This window comes from Colwellia sp. TT2012, from assembly GCF_001440345.1.
Taxonomy (GTDB): Bacteria; Pseudomonadota; Gammaproteobacteria; order Enterobacterales; family Alteromonadaceae; genus Colwellia.
In genome coordinates, this window is the sequence record NZ_LJYX01000142.1 from 1 (window position 1) to 783 (window position 783).

The 783-nt window shown below is 35.6% G+C and carries 1 protein-coding gene; it reads right to left on the bottom strand.

The window, feature by feature from the left end:
* Window positions 1–99: 99 nt before the first annotated feature.
* Window positions 100–783, bottom strand: a 684-nt coding sequence (locus ASU03_RS19190; RefSeq protein ID WP_231731654.1) for an acylneuraminate cytidylyltransferase family protein, incomplete at its 5' end; no start/stop codon positions are given.

Below are 783 nucleotides of genomic sequence, written 5' to 3' on the forward strand. Positions count from 1 at the left end.
CACGAGCTTTATTTTCATTAATCTTCTTCAAAACATCGATGAGGCTTGATTCGGAAAAACAGATGTATTGTTGGATTTTTTTAGTCAGTAACATATCGTTTACCCTATATTATTTTTAATTTTTAAAATTTCTTCACATACTTTAAAGTCGACCAAGCTATCTATTTCATAACTTTCATCTTCTGGTGTTTTAAACATCCCAATATTCCCAACAAGCCTATTTTCAGCTTCAACTAGTAATTCAGTTTTGGTGATATAGAAAGAGCCTGTTTCTAAATACTCTTGGTCTTCTTCCTTTATATCTTGGCGACGAGGTCGGTTCGTAAAATCATACGATGCAGAGGGATTTGCCGGATTTTTCCACGTAAAACGATGAGAGGGGGAAACCGTCAATAAACTATCATAATTATTTTTTTTAAAATATAAAATAGCATTATCAAATTGATTTTCAGAGCGTATAGGTGAAGTAGCCTGCACCAAGATAAACAGCTCAGGAAACTCATTTTTTTCTTTTAGGTAACTACAACAATGCAACATTGCGGATTCCGTTGTTGCTTTATCACCTGATATAGAGTCTGGTCTTAAAAAAGGTACCTCTGCACCGTACTCTTTGGCTACCCTTGCAATTTCGGGGCAATCAGTAGAAACAATAACTCGGGTAATTAGATTAGAGGCTAAAGCTTGCTCTATACTCCATGCTATTAACGGTTTACCAGCTAGGAGCTTAATGTTTTTTTGGATAACACCTTTAGAACCCCCTCTAGCGGGAATAAAAGCAACTAT